The organism is Streptomyces sp. NBC_00094, assembly GCF_026343125.1.
GTDB lineage: Bacteria > Actinomycetota > Actinomycetes > Streptomycetales > Streptomycetaceae > Streptomyces.
In genome coordinates this window covers 2,790,848-2,806,710 of the sequence record NZ_JAPEMB010000001.1, presented here as the reverse complement: position 1 = coordinate 2,806,710, position 15,863 = coordinate 2,790,848, and the positions used below count along the sequence as shown (strand labels likewise).

Below are 15,863 nucleotides of genomic sequence, written 5' to 3'. Positions count from 1 at the left end.
TCAGTCACCCGAGCCGATCAGGCCGCCGCGCCTGCGCATGAGCAGGGCGGTGAAGGCCATGGAGAAGGCGAAGAGCACCAGCGCCACCACGCAGGCCGCGCCGTAGTTGAACTGGCTGAAGCCGAGGCTGTAGATCAGCTGCGGCAGGGTCAGGGTGGAGTCGTCGGGGTAGCCCGGTTCGAAGGTGACGCCGGAGCCGCCCATCACGCCCGAGGCGACCTTGGAGGCCACGATCGGCTGGGTGTAGTACTGCATCGCGCCGATGATCCCGGTCACCACGGCGAAGAGGATGATCGGCGAGATGTTCGGCAGCGTGACGAAGCGGAACCGCTGCCAGGCGGAGGCGCCGTCCAGCTCGGCGGCCTCGTACTGCTCCTTCGGTACGTCGAGCAGCGCGGCCATGAAGATGACCATGAGGTCACCGACGCCCCACACGGCGAGGACGGTGAGGGCGGGCTTGGCCCAGGCCGCGTCGTTGAACCAGGAGGGGGCGGGGATGCCGACCGCCTCCAGGAGCGAGTTGACCGGTCCGGTGCCGGGGTTGAGCAGGAAGACGAAGGCGAGCGTGGCGGCGACCGGCGGGGCCAGGTACGGCAGGTAGAAGAGGGTCCGGAAGACCCCCGCACCCGTCTTGATCCTGGTGATCAGCATGCCGATGCCGAGGCCGAAGAGCACCCGGCAGACGACCATGACGACACCGAGCCAGAGCGTGTTCTGCAGGGCCGGCCAGAACTTGGGGAAGGCCGTGAAGACGTACGTCCAGTTCTCCAGGCCCCGCCAGGTCGGCGGGTTGAGACCGTCGTACCGCATGAAAGAGAAGTACAGGGTGGAGATCAGCGGGTAGGCGAAGAAGAAGCCGAATCCGATCAGCCAGGGCGACATGAACGCCGCGGTGCGAAGCGCGTCGCGCCTGCGCTTCGACCGCAGCGTGTGCCGCCCGGCGGGGGAGGCGGCGGCCGGGGCGGCCGCCTCCTTCGCGGGCAGGGTGTCCGTGCTCATGGAACGTGTACCGGCCGTCACTTCGCCTGGGCGATGTCACGGTCGATCTGGGCCGCGGTGTCCGCGAGGCCCTTCTTGAGGTCCGTGACCTGGCCCTTCTCGTACTTCTGGGCGAGGTCGGAGAGGGTCTCCTGGTAGGCGGAGCCGTTCACGGCGCCGTCCGAGGTGGTGGACTGCGGGTGCTGGGCGATGTCCAGGAAGGTCTTGAAGCGCGCGTCGAACTTCAGGTTCGGGGACTTCAGGGCCTCCAGGGTGGAGGGCACGTTGCCGATGCCGTTGGCGAAGTTCACCACGGCCTCGGTGTCCGTGGTCATGTACTTGACCAGCTCCCAGGCCGCGTTCTGCTTCTTGCTCTGCGGCGCGATGCCCATGATCGTGCCGGAGAGGTAGCCCTTGCCGTACTCGGCGACCTCGTCGTCCGCGACCGGCAGCGGCGCGACGCCGACCTCGAAGCCGACCTTGGCGTCCTTGACGAAGTTCAGCCGCCACTCACCATCCAGCTGCATGGCGACCTGGCCGGTGTGGAAGGGGTGCTTGGCGCCCCACTCGTCACCGAACGTCGTGCGGTACTTGTCGAGCTTCTTGAAGCCGCCGAGGGCGTCCACCAGCGACTTCTGGTACGTCATCATCTCGGCGAACGCCGGGTCCTTGGCGACGTTGGACTTGCCGCTCTCGTCGAAGTACGTGTGGTCCCACTGCGACATGTAGTGGGAGACCACGGTCTCGTAGCCGAGGTAGTTCGGCATGAAGCCGAGCTGCTCGTACGAGTCGCCCTTGGCCTTGGTGAGCTTCTTGGCGACCTCGGTGAACTCGGACCAGGTCTTCGGCGGGGCCTTGATGCCGGCCTTCTCGAAGGCGTCCTTGTTGTAGAAGAGGCCGTACGCGTCGGAGAGCAGCGGCAGCGTGCAGCGCTTGCCCTCGAACTGGGTGTACTCCTGCAGGACCTTCGGGAAGATCGTGTCGAGGTCCAGCTTGTCCTTCTCGATGAAGGGCTTGAGGTCGGCGAGCGCGCCCGAGTGGCAGAACTTGCCGACGTTGGCCGTCGTGAACGAGGAGACCACGTCGGGCCCGTTGGAGCCGCCCGCGCGCAGCGCCTGGCCGAGCTTGTCGTCGTTGATGTTGCCGACGACCTTCACCTTGATGTTCGGGTGGGCCTTCTCGAAGCCGTCGATGCTGTCCTCGATGGCCTTGACCTCGGCCGGCGCGGACCAGCCGTGCCAGAAGGTGATGGTGGTCTCGGCCTTGGGGTCGTCGGAGGCCGCGTTGTTCGCGGAGCCCGTACAGGCGGAGGCGAAGAGGGCGACGGAGGCGGTGGCGGCGAGCGCGGCGAGGGCTCTGCGCGGGCGTACGGGCATGACGGAGTCTCCCTGTGGCGGGGGCGGGGTGATGGGGTCGTGAGCGAAGGGTGGGGCGGGTCAGCGCGAGGTGTCGAAGACCTCGTCGCGCGTGGTGGCGAGGGCGTTTTCGAGGGCGCCGCGCAGCACGGGACGCCGGGGTACGGAGGTGAGGACGAGCCTCGGGCGGGAGGCCGCGAGCTCGGCGAGCTCGGACTGGACGCGGGCGCGGAGGGGCTCTCCGCCGGCGACGAGGACGTCACCGGAGAGCACGATCAGCTCGGGGTCGAGGACGGCGACGAGCGAGGCGAGACCCGTGGCGACGCGCTCGGCGTACCGGTCGAGCAGTTCCGCGTACCGGGAGTCGTCCTCGTGGGTCTCGGCGGCCCGGGCGAGCAGCCCGGACGCCACTGCCACGTACGGCTGATCGGGGGTCTCGATGCCGGCGGCCCGGGCGAGCCGGGGCACCGCCTGGACGCCCGCGAGCTCCTGGTAGCCGCCCGAGTTGGCCTTGGCGACCTGCCGGACCAGCGGGGTGCCGGGGACGGGCAGGAAGCCGACCTCGCCCGCGCCGCCGGTGAAGCCGCGGTGCAGCCGCCCGCCGAGGACGAGGGCGGCGCCGAGGCCCTCCTCGTTCCACAGCAGGGCGAAGTCCGTGTGGCCACGGGCCGCGCCCACGCGCTGCTCGGCGACGGCGACGAGGTTGACGTCGTTCTCGTACTCGAACGGCATGGGCAGGGCGGCGGCCAGCTCCTCCAGGAGGGTGGGGGAGTGCCAGCCGGGCAGATGGGACGCGTACCGCAGCCGTCCGGTGGCCGGGTCGAAGGCGCCGGGGGTGCCGATGACCAGGCGCCGCACCTCGGCGGGGGTGATCCCGGCGGCCTTGACGGCTCCGTCGAGGGCGTCGGTGACCTGGTGGACGACGCCGGTGGCGGTACGGCCGGGGGTGCGGAGCTCGTACTCGCCGACGATCCGGCCGGTGATGTCGGCGACGGCGGCGTGGATGCGGTGCTGGTTGACGTCGAGTCCGGCGGCGTACGCGGCTCGTGCGTTGACCGCGTAGAGCTGGGCGTTCGGTCCGGGCCGGCCCGCGGTGGTGCCGGTGGCGACGACGAGCCCGGCGGCTTCGAGCCGGGCGAGCAGCTGGGAGGCGGTCGGCTTGGACAGGCCGGTGAGCTTGCCGATCCGGGTCCGCGAGAGCGGGCCGTGTTCGAGGAGCAGGTCGAGGGCGGCGCGGTCGTTCATGGCGCGCAGCACGCGCGGAGTACCGGGGGTTCCCGGGGTCGTACCGGCCATGACGGTCGCACCTGCCCTTCGAACTGGTCGGGTCCGGCCATTCTGCTGCCTGCCGGAACCTGTTTCCTCGATCACACTGTTAGGAAAGTTTCCTATTCGGTGGGAGGAAGGTAAGGCGGCCGTCACGCGGGCGTCAATACCCGGGAACGCGAGACGCCCCCGAAGGCAACCAAAGCGTTACCTGCGGGGGCGTCCTGTCCGCCCGTCCGTGTGACCCGGAGAGGTCCGGCTACTTGGTGAGGTCCGTCCTCGGCAGCGGAGTCGCCGCCGCCGACTGCGGCGAGGTCGTCGAGGCGAACGCCGACGGGGCCGACATGCCCGCCGTCGGGTCGGCCGCGGACTCCTCCGCCTGCGCCGGGACCCCGCCCACGATCCGGATGCCGGCCTCGTCCAGGCCCCGCTTGATGCGCCAGCGCAGCTCGCGCTCCACGCCCAGCGCCTTGCCCGGCATCGTCTTCGCCGAGACCCGGACCGTCATCGAGTCGAGCAGCACCTCACTCAGACCGAGCACCTCGACCGGCCCCCACAGGCGCTCGTTCCACGGCTCCTCCTTCGCCATGGACTCCGCCGCCTCGGTGATCACCGACCGGACCTGCTCCAGGTCCTCCGTCGGCCGGACGGTCACGTCCACGCCCGCCGTCGCCCAGCCCTGGCTCAGATTCCCTATGCGCTTGATCTCGCCGTTGCGTACGTACCAGATCTCGCCGTCCACCCCGCGGAGCTTCGTCACGCGCAGCCCGACCTCGACGACCTCGCCGGAGGCCACGCCCGCGTCGACCGAGTCACCGACCCCGTACTGGTCCTCCAGGATCATGAAGACACCGGACAGGAAGTCCGTCACCAGGTTCCGGGCGCCGAAGCCGATCGCCACACCGGCCACACCGGCCGAGGCCAGCAGCGGCGCCAGGTCGATCTTGAAGGCGCCGAGGATCATCAGCCCGGCCGTGCCCAGGATCAGGAACGACGCGACCGAACGCAGGACCGAACCGATCGCCTCGGACCGCTGCCGCCGCCGCTCGGTGTTGACGAGGAGACCGCCGAGGGCCGTCCCCTCCACCGCCTGCGCCGAGCGGTTCATACGGTCGATCAGCTTCGTCAGGGCACGGCGGACGGCCATCCGCAGCAGCAGCGCGACGACCAGGATCAGCAGGATGCGCAGCCCGGTGTTCAGCCAGGTGGACCAGTTCTCCTCCACCCAGCTCGCCGCGTTCGTGGCCTGCTCCGTCGCCTCGTCCAGGGTCACCGGAAGGGGTTGGGGATCGGTGGCAGCCGCAAGGGCGGACCAGAACACGGGGCAACCTCCAGGTATCGAGCACGCAGGACCATCCACACTAACGGGGCATCGGGCGTGGTCCTGTTGCCGTGTTCGAGGGAGAGACGGACCTCACCTGGGCAAGAACAGGAAGAGATGCCGATGTGGTCGAGAACACCCCGGGCCCGTCATCCCGATTCCGGTACGTGGTGGCGCTCCGACCAGGCATGAGGAGAGACTGAGAGCAGTTCGTCCCGGCGCGAGCCACGCGCCGCCGGCGCCATTGGAGGCATCCGTGCCGCATGTCCTGGTCCTCAACGCGTCGTACGAGCCGCTCGGCGTCGTACCGCTCCGCCGCGCACTCGTCCTCGTACTGGAGAACAAGGCTCTCTGTATCGAGGAATCCGGCGCCTTCCTGCACAGCGAGACCCAAGTCCTCCCCGCTCCCAGCGTGGTGCGACTGAAGCGCTTCGTGCGGGTCCCCTACCGGGGGCCCGTTCCCTTGACCCGCAGAGCCCTCTTCGCCCGCGACGGCGGGCGCTGCGTGTACTGCGGGGGCGTCGCGACGAGCGTCGACCACGTCGTCCCGCGCAGCAGAGGGGGCACGCACGCCTGGGAGAACGTGGTGGCGGCCTGCCGCCGCTGCAACCACGTCAAAGCCGACCGGCACCTGCGCGAGATCGGCTGGCGGCTACGGCACCAACCGGCCCCGCCGACCGGCCTGGCCTGGCGGATCATCGGGACCGGACACCGGGACCCCCGCTGGCTGCCCTACCTCCAGCCGTACGGTGCCGAGGACGTGATGGCCCGGATCGACTCCGTCGCGGACGCCCCTGTGGGGGCGCTGACGACGGGTTGAGCCGGGCCTTTCGCGTACCCGGGGGCTCTCGTGTACGGGAGGCGCTTTCGGGTACGGAGCCTTTCGCGTACGGGGACGGGGCACCCGTCAGGGGGTGTCCCGGTCCTCGGGCGTGGGCGTGGGCGTGGGGGCGGGAGTCGCCTCCGACGGCTGCTCCGGCTCCTTCGGCTGCTCCGGCGTCCCCGGCTTCCCCGGCGGGTCCTGCGGGGCCACCGCATACGTCTCCACCGACCAGAGCGAGTAGCCGTACGGGGTCGCCCGTGCCTCCCCCTGCACCCGCAGGAAGCGCGTGTCCGTCGCGTCCATCCGGACCGACTCCCGGCCGCCCCGCCCGTCCGAGACGGTCGCCGCCGTGCGCCAGACGCGGCCGTCGGCCGAGACCTGGACGCGGTAGCGCGAGGCGTACGCGTCCTGCCAGTGCAGCACCACCTGCCCTATCCGGGCGGGCTCGGCCAGCTCGACCTGCCACCAGGAGCCGTCCTCCGCAGGGGAGGACCAGCGGGTCGCCGCGTCGCCGTCCACCGCCGACGCGGCGGGGAAGTCCGGGGTCTCGTCGCCCGAGGAGGAGGCCGTCGCCGCGCGCGCCAGGTCCGGGCCCGCCGTTCGGGGGAACGCCCGCACGGTCAGCACCCGCTCCTCGCCCGCGAACGACACCGGCACCCGGTACGAGCCGGCCGGCACGTCCGCGCCCACCGACACCTCCAGCGGGACGGTCGTCCGGGCGCCGCGCTCCACCACGGCCTGCTTCGGGAGCCGGATCGCGATCCCCTTCGGGGCCTTCGCCGTCATCGGCCCGCGCACCTCGCCCGCGCGCAGCCCCGACAGTTCGACGTCCACGCGCTGCGCGGGGCCGCCGATCTCCGCGTCGGTCTCCGTGCGGGCCAACGTGAGTCCGGCGCGCGGCCCGTCCGCGAACCACGGCACCAGCGAGCGCACCTCGGGGGCGGGCCCCTCGCCGTCCCACACGACCCGCAGCGCGTCCGCGCGCAGCCCCTTCAACTCGGTCTGCGTCCAGCCGGAGACCGACAGGGGGCCGAGCGGCCTCCAGCCCTCCCCGGGGACGTACGCCTCCACGCGTGCGCCCGCGCCCGCACCCGTACCCGCGCGCGTGCTCGGCTCGCTCAGCACCGTCAGGGCCTCCACGGGCCGCGCCCGGTCCAGCCGCACGGTGTACGAGTCGGGGGCGCGCTCCGCCTGCCGCGCCGGGGTCCTGTCGGCGCCGGTCCAGGCCTCCGACTCGGCCACCGCGCGCGTGAGGAAGGGGTCGAGGACCCCCGAGCCGACCGTCACCGGGGAGGCCTCCAGGGCCTCCCGCAGCGGTTCGAGGCGCAACTGCGCCTGCCAGGCCGCCGCGCCGTCGCCGCGCGTCTGGGCCAGCAGCATGTCGACCGCGGTCTCGCCCGCGAGGCCGTACCGCGAGAGCTGCTCCAGCCACGGGCCCGTCTCGTCGTCCAGGGCGCCGTCTGCGGTGGCCGCGAGCCGCTCGGGGGCCCCGCGCATCACGGTGAACGCGGCCCGCAGTTCACGCGCCGCCTTCTCCTTCACCACGGTGTCGGTGCTCGTGCGCGAGGACCGGAAAGCGGCCAGGAGCGGCTTCAGGTAGGCCGATTCGCCCTTCGGGTCGAGGATCGAGGAGGCGTCGTTCCCGGCGAGCGCCCGCAGCGCCTCGCGGGCGTCCGGGTCCGGGCCCGCCAGGTCGTCGACGGCGGCACGCCAGGACTCCTGCGGCCGGTAGCCCTTCGGGTTCCAGGCGTAGTCCGCGGCGGTGAAGAGCGGGATGCGGGAGGCCGCGGGCTGCTCCATGGCGTGCGCGAGGAAGGCGGCGGACCCGGCGGCCACGGCCGGGTCCCGGCCGGTGGAGGGGCCGAGGAACAGCCGGTCCTGCGCGTAGTCGTTGACCGGGTAGTTGTCCATCGTGACCAGCGGGTGGCCCAGCGCCTCGCGGGCCCCGGCGAGCTCGCCGCCGGTGATCGTGCGGGGGACGACCCCGACGCCCGTCCACGCGACCCGTACGTCCGCGTCGAGGGCCCCGGCGAGCTCCGTGCGGTAGGCGGTCGCGCCGTCCTGGTAGTACTCCGTCGGCAGCACCGTCAGCGGCTCGGCGTCCGGGTACCGCTCGGCGAGGTGACGGGCGACGGCGTTCGCCACGCGCGCGTGCGCCGCGGCGGCGCCCCCGGCGTCCCGCCCGAAGGTGTCGGCGTCCTTCGAGCAGTGCCACTCGCCGTAGCCGGCGTCCGGGAACTGGAGCTGGAAGGAGCGCACCCCCAGCGCCCACATCGCGTCGAACTTCCGCGTCAGCGCGGCCATGTCGGCGCCGGAGGACAGGCACATGGACTGGGCGGGCGCCACGGCCCAGCCGAGCGTCACGTGGTGGGCCCGGGCCCGCTCGGCGAGCGCGCGGAACTCCGCCTGCTGCTCGGCCGGGTAGGGCTCGCGCCACTGCGCCTGGCGGTACGGGTCGTCGCCGGGCGCGTACAGATAGCGGTTCTGCTTGGTACGGCCCAGGAAGTCGATCTGCGCGAGGCGCTGCTCCCGGGTCCAGGGCCGGCCGTAGAAGCCCTCGGTGAGGCCGCGCTCGGCCGTGCCGGGCCAGTCGCGCACGACGACCCCGGGGACCTCCCGCCCGGTGCCGATCAGCTGACGCAGCGTCTGGACGGCGTGGAACAGCCCGTCGTCGCCGACCCCGTCCAGGACTACCGTGTCCCGCCCCTGGACGCGGCCCGTCGCGAGCCGGTAGCCGCCGCGCGGCAGATCGAGCCGTTCGGGCACGCGCAGGGCCGCCAGGGCCTCCTCCGCGGCCTCGCCCGAGGGACCCGCGACCCGGAAGACCGGGCCCCCGCCCGGGAGCCCGGTGTGGACGGTCCGTACCCCGGCGGCCGCCAGCAGTTCCCGCAGGGCGGCGAGGGCATACGGATCGGCGTCGTCGTCCGCGAGCAGCGTCACCTCGTCCCCGAGGCGTACGGCGGGACCGCGGCCGGCCAGTGACTGCGGACGGGGCCAGACGGCGGGCACCTCGGCCTCGGAGACCCCGCCGGACGAGGACGCGGACGCGGGCACGCGCGTGGCCCCGGAAGTCCCGCTCGGAGAGGGGCCCGCGGTGGCCGTCGCCGTCGCCGCCGGGCCCGTCGGGGTCGTCGCGGGCGCGTCGGCCGACGGCGGCACGGGGGCCGCCTGCACCGCGCCCGGGGCCGCGCCGCCGAGGAGCCCGCCGATGACGGCGGCGGCGACCGCCGTCGCCGTCCGCTTCCTGCGCCCGAGGTGCACGGGAACTCCCTTCGACGCGGTCGGCCGCGCTGCCGGTCGGTCACGAGTGGGTCACGAGCCCACCACCCGTCGCACGGAGGTGTCAATGCAGGTGGCCGATGTGTCGGCTTTGCCCGGCGAGCCGTCACGGAGATGACGGCACTTCGCCACTTTCCGCCGGTAAAACGAGGTGCGGTGGGTAGGGCTCAGTCGTTACCCCCAGGTCCACCTGACGAGACGAAACCCGGGAGACCCCCCGTGAGCACGACCGACCACCAGCTCGGACGGATACGGATTCCCCACCAGTCGGCACCCGCCGGCGCGCCGCTGACCGGCGAACCGCCGCTCCTCGACGCCGCGCCGCTGACCAGCGAACTGCCGCTCCCCGACGCCGCGCCCCTCACCAGCGAGCCGCCCCTGACCGAGGCGGCCCCCCTCACCAGCGAACCCACCGCCCGCGGCAGCGCGGGCGCCACGGAGTCCCCCGGAGTGTGAAGTGACCCTGGCCCGTCTCGCCGCCCGTCACGGCGTCGCCACCGAGTACAGCCCCTCCGCGGGCGTCACCGTCGCCGTGCCGGACGCCGCCGTGGTGGCCGTCCTCGGCGCCCTGGGCGTGGACGCGACCACGCCGGAGGCGGTCGCCACCGCCCTCGACGCGGTGGAACGGGCCGACCGGGAGCGCCTGTTGCCTCCCACCCTGGTCCGGCGGAGGGACGAGGGACCCGCCCGCCCCCCGGAGGGTCTGCCGCCCGGCACCCGGCTGCGGGTGACCACCGAGGAGGGCGCGGTCCTCACCGGTCAGGACTGGGAGCGGCTGCCCCTCGGCGTCCACACGGTCGAGGCGCAGGCCCCCGACGGGCGCGCCGCGACCAGCACCCTGATCGTGAGCCCCGCGCGCGTGCCCGGCCCCGGGCGGCGTACGTACGGGCTGCTCGTCCAGCTCTACTCGCTGCTCTCGACCCGCTCATGGGGCATGGGGGACCTCGGGGACCTGCGGGAGCTCGTCACCTGGGCGGGCCGGACGCACGGAGCCGGCTTCGTCCAGGTCAACCCGCTGCACGCGGGCGTGCCCGGGGTGCCGAGCGACCCCTCCCCGTACCGCCCGTCCTCGCGCCGCTTCCCCGACCCCGTCCATCTGCGGATCGAGGCCGTCCCCGAGTACGCGCACGTGGACCCGGGCCACCGTGAGGGGCTCGACCGGATCCTCGCGGAGGCGGCCGAACTGCGCGAGCGGGTCCTCGGCAAGGGCGCGCTGATCGACCGGGACGCCGTGTGGGAGCTCAAGCGGCGGGCCCTGGAGATCGTCGTCGGCAGCGTGGAGCTCGGGCCGGGGCGGCGCGCCGACTACCACCACTTCCTCGCCGAGCGGGGCCGTGCCCTGGAGGACCACGCCACCTACCAGGCCCTCGCCGAGCGGCACGGTCCCCACTGGCGCGGCTGGCCCGAGGAGTTGCGCGAGCCGCGCTCGGCGGAGCGCGTCGTGCGCGCCGACCCCGCCCTCGCCGCCCGGGTCGACTTCCACTGCCGGCTGGCCTGGCTGACGGACCGGCAGCTGGCCGGGGCCGCCGAGGCCGCCCGGGAGGCCGGGATGGAGATCGGGATCGTCCACGACCTGGCGGTCGGCGTCCACCCGGAGGGCTCGGACGCCTGGGCCCAGCAGGAGGCCTTCGCCGTCGGCATGTCGGTCGGCGCCCCGCCCGACGCCTTCAACGCCCGGGGCCAGGACTGGGGCCTGCCGCCGTGGCGGCCCGACGCCCTCGCGGCCGCGGGCTACGCCCCGTACCGGGGACTCCTGCGCGAACTCCTGCGCCACGCGGGCGCCCTGCGCATCGACCACGTCATGGGTCTCTTCCGGCTCTGGTGGGTGCCGGAGGGCAGCGAGCCCACCGAAGGGACGTACGTCCGGTACGACGCCGAGGCGATGCTCGCCGTCCTCGCCCTGGAGGCGCACCGCGCGGGGGCCCTCGTCATCGGCGAGGACCTCGGCACGGTCGAGCCGGGGGTGCGGGAGGAGCTGTCCCGGCGCGGGGTCTTCGGGACCTCCGTGCTCTGGTTCGAGCGGGACTGGGCGGGCGGCGGCCGACCGGTGCCCCCGGAGGAGTGGCGCGCGGAGTGCGTGGCCACCGCCACCACCCACGACCTGCCCTCCACGGCCGCCCGGCTCTCCGGCGACCACATCGCCCTGCGGCACCGGCTCGGGCTGCTCGACGGCGACCCGGCACACGACCGGGCGGTGGACGCGGCCGAGACCGCGGAGTGGCTCGGCCTGTTCGAGCGGCTCGGGCTGCTCCCGGAGGGGCCGGGGGACGAGGAGGCCGAGATCCGGGCCGTGCACCGGTTCCTGCTGGGCACCCCGGCCCGGATGGTGGGGGTGTGGCTGCCGGACGCGGTGGGGGACCGCAGGCCGCAGAACCTGCCGGGCACCTGGGACGAGTACCCCAACTGGCGGCTGCCGGTCGCGGGCCCCGACGGTCAGCCGCTCACCCTGGAGCGCCTCGCGTCCTCGCCCCGCGCCCACGCGCTGCTCCGCGAGTTGCACGACCGTACGGACCCGGAAGGAGGGTCGGGGAACGCTCGTACGGACCCCGGGAACGCCCGTACGGTACCCCCGGGCGCGCGGTCCGTTTAGGTGTTCGCTACGTTTGCACCGTGGACAAGAAGAACGCCCTGCGCGCCGGCGCCGTCGCGGCCGGTACGACGCTGATGATGCTGCTCATGTCGTCCCCCGCGCTCGCGCTCACCCGCGACGACGGTGACGACCCGGCCCCCAAGCTGGAGGTCGTCGAGACCCTCGGCCTGTTCGTGGTCGCCCCGTTGGCGCTGTTCCTGGTCATCGCCGGCCTGGTGATGGTGCTCGACAAGTCCAAGAAGGCGTAACCGCCTCCTCGTCTCTCTCCGAGGGCGCCGCACGGTACCGACGTACCGTGCGGCGCCCTCGCGTGCGTGCACACGCCTCCACAGGCGCCGCCCGCCGGGTCTACACGGTGGTCGCGAGCAGCTTGCGGAGCAGTCCGGCCAGCTGCTCCGCCTCGTCCTCGGTGAGCGCCGACGCCAGGGCCGCCCGCTGCTGCCCGAGCCCGGCGCCGACGGCCTGGTCGACCAGTTCCTTGCCGCGCTCGGTGAGGGTGACCCGCAGCCCGCGCCGGTCGTGCGGGTCGGGGCTGCGGGTGAGCAGCCCGGCCTTCTCCAGCTTGTCCAGCCGGCCGGTCATCCCGCCGGTGGTGATCATCAGCGTGGCGGTCAGCTCGCGCGGTGAGAGCGTGTACGGCTTCCCGGACCTGCGCAGGGTCGCGAGGACGTCGAACTCCCCGAGCGCCATGCCGTAGGGCGCGTACGCCTTGTCCACCCTGCCGCGCATGGCGTTGGCCAGCCGGTAGATCCGCCCGAAGACGGCCATCGGCACGGTGTCCAGGTCGGGGCGGACGACGGCCCACTGGTCGGTGATGGCGTCGACGGCGTCGTGCGAGGGGGCCGGTGTCGGGGCCGGTTCCGGTGCGGGGGCCGGGCTCTTCGTCTCCATGTGGCCAGTCTCCTCTCGGCGGCAACTCGATGGCAAGAAAGCCACTTGCGAGTAAGTAGCTTAGTGCTAAGTTAATTATCGCCAAGCCAGTCCGGTGTCCGCAGCGCCGGAGCTCCGCGTCAGGGGGAACCCGTCATGTCCCGCAAGGCCGCCGTCGTCGCACTGACCGCCCTCGCCCCGATCTCCTGGGGCTCCACCTACGTCGTCACCACGGAGTTCCTGCCGCCCGACCGGCCCCTCTTCACCGGCCTCATGCGGGCCCTGCCCGCCGGGCTCCTGCTCCTGGCGCTCACCCGCAAGCTCCCGCAGGGGGCCTGGTGGGGGAAGGCGGCCGTCCTCGGCGCCCTCAACATCGGCGCCTTCTTCCCGCTGCTCTTCCTCGCCGCCTACCGGCTCCCCGGTGGCGTCGCCGCCGTCGTCGGCTCCGTGGGCCCGCTCTTCGTCGTCGGCCTCGCCGCCCTCTTCCTGGGCGACAGGCCCACGGCCAAGTCCCTGATCACCGCCGTCGCCGCCGCCTTCGGTGTCAGTCTCGTGGTCCTCAAGGCCGGGGCCGCGCTCGACCTCGTCGGTGTGATCGCCGGGCTGCTCTCCGCCCTCTCGATGTCGGCGGGCATCGTCTTCACCAAGCGCTGGGGCCGCCCCGAAGGCGTCGGCGCCCTCGCGCTCACCGGCTGGCAGCTCACCGCGGGCGGCCTGATCATCCTGCCGGTCGCCTTCCTGGTCGAGGGCGCCCCGCCGGCCCTGACCGGCGCCAACCTGGCCGGCTACGCCTACCTGGCCTTCGGCAACACCGCGATCTCGTACTTCCTCTGGTTCCGCGGCATCGAGCGGCTGAGCGCCTCCTCGGCCACGCTCCTCGGCCCCCTCTCGCCGATCACCGCGGCGATCATCGGCTGGGTGGCGCTCGGCCAGGCGCTCGGCCCGGTGCAGCTGCTCGGCATGGTGATCGCCTTCGGCGCCACCCTGGCCGGACAGATGGGACCCCGCACCCCGAAGGGCGTCGAGAAGGCCGAACCGTTCGGTTCGACTGAAGAGAACGGCCGGAAGGTTTCGGCGGGCCTGGAGGTTTCCGGGGTGCGGCGGTAAGGCGCCCCGGTAGGTTGCGCCCCATGACCGAGTGGGACATCAAGAAGCTCCGGATCCTCCGCACCCTCCGTGACCGCGGCACCGTCACCGCGACCGCGGAGGCCCTGCTCATGACCCCCTCGGCCGTGTCGCAGCAGCTCACCAACCTCGCCAAGCAGCTCGGCGTACGGCTCCTGGAGGCACAGGGCCGCCGGGTCCGGCTCACCGACGCCGCCCACCTCGTGCTCCGCCACGCGGAGGTGGTCTTCGCACAGCTGGAGCGCGCCGACGCCGAACTCGACGGGTACCTGCGGGGCGAGGCGGGGCAGCTGCGGGTGGCCGCCTTCCCGACGGCCGTGCCCGCGCTCGTCGTCCCCGCCGTGCGCCGGCTGCGGACCGCCCACCCCGGACTCGACGTCCGTATCCGGGAGGCCGAGGCGGCGGAGGCGTACGAGCTGCTCACGGCCGGCGAGGTCGACCTGGCGCTCTCGCTCGCCGCCCACGCGCCCTCCGTGCGCGACCCCAAGTTCAGCCGCTTCCCCCTCCTCGCCGACCCGCTCGACATCGCCCTGCCCGCCGGGCACCCGCTCGCCGACGCGCCCGGCCTCCGCCTCGCGGACCTCGCCGCCGAGCCCTGGATCTTCGGCGGCTCGGGACCCTGGTCCGAGATCACCACCGCCGCCTGCGAGGCCGCCGGGTTCGTACCCGAGCAGGCCCACAGCGCCTCCGGCTGGACCGCGATCCTCGCCATGGTCGAGGCGGGTCTCGGCATCGCCCTCGTACCCCGGATGGCCTCCGCCGAACGCCGGGGCGGCACCGGGGTCGTCATGCGGGTCCTCTCGGTCGACCAGCCGCGCCGCCATGTCGTCGCGGCCGTACGGCGCGGGGCGGAGGAGGGCCCGGCGGTGGCCCGGGTGCTCGCCGCGCTCCGGCAGGCCGCCGCCGCGCGCGAAACCGTTCGGAAGAACTGAAGAACATCGTCGAAAACATTCGATGGACCGCGGGTGATGGGCGAGGGGAAGCTCGATCCATGAGCAGCCTCGACGAAACCCAGGACCCGCACGCCAACGACGCCGCCCCCTACTCCGGCGGCGACCCGTACGCCGACTACCGCTCCGGCGACTTCCCCTTCACCGAGCTCGTCGACCTCGCCGACCGCCGGCTCGGCGCCGGAGTCGTGGCCGCCAACGACGAGTTCTTCGCCGAGCGCGAGAACCTCCTCGTCCGCGAGCGGGCCGTCTTCGACCCGGAGCACTTCGGCCACAAGGGCAAGATCATGGACGGCTGGGAGACCCGCCGCCGCCGTGGCGCCGACGCCGAGAACGTCTTCCCCGTCCCCGAGGACCACGACTGGGCGATCGTCCGCCTCGGCGCCCCCGGCGTGATCCGCGGGATCGTCGTCGACACCGCCCACTTCCGCGGCAACTACCCGCAGCGCGTGAGCATCCAGGCCACCGCGGTGGAGGGCTCGCCCAGCCCCGCCGAGCTGCTCGACGCCACGTGGGAGGAGCTCGTCCCGCCGACCCCCGTACGCGGCCACGCCGCCAACGGCTTCGCGATCGACGTCGAGCGCCGCTACACCCACCTGCGGCTCTGCCAGCACCCCGACGGCGGCATCGCCCGCCTCCGGGTCCACGGCGAGGTCGTGCCCGACCCCGAGTGGCTGGACCTCCTCGGCACCCTCGACCTGATCTCCGTACTCAACGGAGGCTCGTACGAGGACGCCTCGGACAGGTTCTACTCCTCGCCGACGCAGATCATCCTGCCCGGCACCTCCCGCAAGATGGACGACGGCTGGGAGAACCGCCGCCGCCGGGTGCGCGGCACCAACGACTGGGTCCGCTTCCGGCTCGCCGCCCAGGGCGCCGTCCGCGCCGTCGAGATCGACACCGCCTACCTCAAGGGCAACTCGGCCGGCTGGATCGCGCTCCAGGGCCGTAACGGCGACACGGGCGAGTGGTTCGAGATCATCCCCCGGACCCGTCTCCAGCCCGACACCCTGCACCGCTTCAAGCTCCCCGCCCGGGCCGTCGTCACCCACGTCCGCCTCGACGCCTTCCCCGACGGCGGCGTCGCCCGGATGCGGCTCCACGGCACGCTGACGGAGCAGGGCGCGTCCGACCTGCGCGCCCGGTACGCGGCACTCGGCGGCTGACCGAGGGGGTGCCTGCCGGTCAGGCCGGGCTCGCGGCCGACCCACGGGACACCCCCGCCCCGGTTCTCCGCCCGGCGGCGCGGCCGCGCGCCGACGCCCGCCCGCCGGGCGGATCCCGGACACGGCGAAGGGGCGCCTCC

The 15,863-nt window shown here is 73.4% G+C and carries 13 protein-coding genes; 7 read left to right on the top strand and 6 right to left on the bottom strand.

The window, feature by feature from the left end:
- The 4 genes from OG580_RS12065 to OG580_RS12050 form a co-directional block, all read right to left on the bottom strand.
- Positions 1–999: a carbohydrate ABC transporter permease gene (locus OG580_RS12065; protein WP_267043661.1), complete on the bottom strand. Its 999-nt coding sequence runs from the start codon at positions 997–999 to the stop codon at positions 1–3.
- Between the two features lie 17 nt (positions 1,000–1,016).
- On the bottom strand, positions 1,017–2,354 hold the full coding sequence (locus OG580_RS12060) for an ABC transporter substrate-binding protein (protein ID WP_267043660.1): 1,338 nt from the start codon (positions 2,352–2,354) through the stop codon (positions 1,017–1,019).
- A 60-nt stretch (positions 2,355–2,414) separates the two neighbouring features.
- The gene (locus OG580_RS12055) at positions 2,415–3,629 is read right to left on the bottom strand and encodes an ROK family transcriptional regulator (RefSeq protein WP_267043659.1); all 1,215 of its coding nucleotides are present in this window, start codon (positions 3,627–3,629) and stop codon (positions 2,415–2,417) included.
- A gap of 229 nt (positions 3,630–3,858) precedes the next feature.
- Entirely contained in the window at positions 3,859–4,920 is a 1,062-nt protein-coding gene (locus tag OG580_RS12050; protein ID WP_267043658.1) for a mechanosensitive ion channel family protein, read from the bottom strand.
- A gap of 256 nt (positions 4,921–5,176) precedes the next feature.
- Here OG580_RS12050 and OG580_RS12045 point away from each other — a divergent pair, with 256 nt between their 5' ends.
- Complete coding sequence (locus OG580_RS12045; RefSeq protein ID WP_267043657.1) at positions 5,177–5,740, top strand: HNH endonuclease; 564 nt, start codon at positions 5,177–5,179, stop codon at positions 5,738–5,740.
- 87 nt (positions 5,741–5,827) lie between these two features.
- On the opposite strand, the gene OG580_RS12040 is transcribed toward OG580_RS12045, so the two are convergent.
- On the bottom strand, positions 5,828–9,004 hold the full coding sequence (locus OG580_RS12040; protein ID WP_267043656.1) for a beta-N-acetylglucosaminidase domain-containing protein: 3,177 nt from the start codon (positions 9,002–9,004) through the stop codon (positions 5,828–5,830).
- Positions 9,005–9,277: 273 nt separating this feature from the next.
- Between OG580_RS12040 and OG580_RS12035 the strand changes: the two genes are divergently transcribed.
- The 3 genes from OG580_RS12035 to OG580_RS12025 are packed head-to-tail and all read left to right on the top strand — an operon-like array spanning position 9,278 to position 11,860.
- On the top strand, positions 9,278–9,478 hold the full coding sequence (locus OG580_RS12035; RefSeq protein WP_267047977.1) for a hypothetical protein: 201 nt from the start codon (positions 9,278–9,280) through the stop codon (positions 9,476–9,478).
- A gap of 1 nt (position 9,479) precedes the next feature.
- The gene (malQ, locus tag OG580_RS12030) at positions 9,480–11,612 is read left to right on the top strand and encodes a 4-alpha-glucanotransferase (protein ID WP_267043655.1); all 2,133 of its coding nucleotides are present in this window, start codon (positions 9,480–9,482) and stop codon (positions 11,610–11,612) included.
- Between the two features lie 20 nt (positions 11,613–11,632).
- Positions 11,633–11,860: a hypothetical protein gene (locus tag OG580_RS12025; protein ID WP_267043654.1), complete on the top strand. Its 228-nt coding sequence runs from the start codon at positions 11,633–11,635 to the stop codon at positions 11,858–11,860.
- Positions 11,861–11,960: 100 nt separating this feature from the next.
- Here the strand turns inward: OG580_RS12025 and OG580_RS12020 are convergent, their stop codons facing one another.
- On the bottom strand, positions 11,961–12,503 hold the full coding sequence (locus tag OG580_RS12020; RefSeq protein WP_267043653.1) for a MarR family winged helix-turn-helix transcriptional regulator: 543 nt from the start codon (positions 12,501–12,503) through the stop codon (positions 11,961–11,963).
- A 135-nt stretch (positions 12,504–12,638) separates the two neighbouring features.
- Here OG580_RS12020 and OG580_RS12015 point away from each other — a divergent pair, with 135 nt between their 5' ends.
- Genes OG580_RS12015 through alc form a run of 3 tightly spaced genes read left to right on the top strand, consistent with a single transcriptional unit; the run spans position 12,639 to position 15,723 of the window.
- Complete coding sequence (locus tag OG580_RS12015) at positions 12,639–13,589, top strand: EamA family transporter (protein ID WP_267043652.1); 951 nt, start codon at positions 12,639–12,641, stop codon at positions 13,587–13,589.
- A gap of 23 nt (positions 13,590–13,612) precedes the next feature.
- On the top strand, positions 13,613–14,539 hold the full coding sequence (locus OG580_RS12010) for a LysR family transcriptional regulator (protein WP_267043651.1): 927 nt from the start codon (positions 13,613–13,615) through the stop codon (positions 14,537–14,539).
- 59 nt (positions 14,540–14,598) lie between these two features.
- Positions 14,599–15,723: an allantoicase gene (gene alc, locus OG580_RS12005; protein WP_267043650.1), complete on the top strand. Its 1,125-nt coding sequence runs from the start codon at positions 14,599–14,601 to the stop codon at positions 15,721–15,723.
- Positions 15,724–15,863 lie beyond the last annotated feature (140 nt).

Coding starts and splice junctions, on each gene's coding strand:
- OG580_RS12065 (WP_267043661.1), bottom strand. CDS start 999: ATGAGCACGGACACCCTGCCCGCGAAGGAGGCGGCCGCCCCGGCCGCC.
- OG580_RS12060 (WP_267043660.1), bottom strand. CDS start 2,354: ATGCCCGTACGCCCGCGCAGAGCCCTCGCCGCGCTCGCCGCCACCGCC.
- OG580_RS12055 (WP_267043659.1), bottom strand. CDS start 3,629: ATGGCCGGTACGACCCCGGGAACCCCCGGTACTCCGCGCGTGCTGCGC.
- OG580_RS12020 (WP_267043653.1), bottom strand. CDS start 12,503: ATGGAGACGAAGAGCCCGGCCCCCGCACCGGAACCGGCCCCGACACCG.
- OG580_RS12015 (WP_267043652.1), top strand. CDS start 12,639: ATGTCCCGCAAGGCCGCCGTCGTCGCACTGACCGCCCTCGCCCCGATC.
- OG580_RS12010 (WP_267043651.1), top strand. CDS start 13,613: ATGACCGAGTGGGACATCAAGAAGCTCCGGATCCTCCGCACCCTCCGT.
- alc (WP_267043650.1), top strand. CDS start 14,599: ATGAGCAGCCTCGACGAAACCCAGGACCCGCACGCCAACGACGCCGCC.